Source organism: Campylobacter sp. 2018MI13 (assembly GCF_018501135.1).
Lineage (GTDB): Bacteria > Campylobacterota > Campylobacteria > Campylobacterales > Campylobacteraceae > Campylobacter_E.
This window is the reverse complement of record NZ_JAHCZC010000280.1, coordinates 1-400: the sequence shown is the minus strand read 5'-3', so window position 1 is coordinate 400 and position 400 is coordinate 1. Positions and strand designations below refer to the sequence as shown.

Here is a 400-nt window from a genome sequence, read left to right as displayed (position 1 = left end):
GATCGGATTCAACCAAATCGTATTAACCCCTAAATCTTTTAAATATTCCAGTTTTCCGATAATACCCCGCAGCTCGCCTATTCCGTCTCCGTTAGAGTCCCTAAAGCTCTTCGGATATATCTGATAGATGATTCTGTCCTGATATTTTTTGATTCCCACTCAAAAAAACCTTCCTTCTTCGCTTGATACGTTCAATTATGAGTTTAAGGGCAGAGCAAATTCTTCGCAAGCGGTTTCAAATTGTTAACGCTAACATTTTCGCCGCCTCTCTTTTGGCGTGTCGTTTCTCTTTTGACGAGCATCGGATCAAGCAGCTTGAATCCTTGTTTTTTACCCTTTTGTTCGATTTTGTTTAGCAGCATCTCACCGCAAATTTCGCCCAATTTGGCAACGTCTTGTC

General features: G+C 41.2%; 2 protein-coding genes. Both read right to left on the bottom strand.

The window, feature by feature from the left end:
- Window positions 1-159 (bottom strand): alpha-amylase family glycosyl hydrolase (locus tag KJQ99_RS11095; protein WP_350028281.1); only part of this gene is annotated, 159 nt, incomplete at its 3' end.
- Between the two features lie 44 nt (window positions 160-203).
- Window positions 204-400 (bottom strand): hypothetical protein (locus KJQ99_RS10035; protein WP_214150759.1); only part of this gene is annotated, 197 nt, incomplete at its 5' end.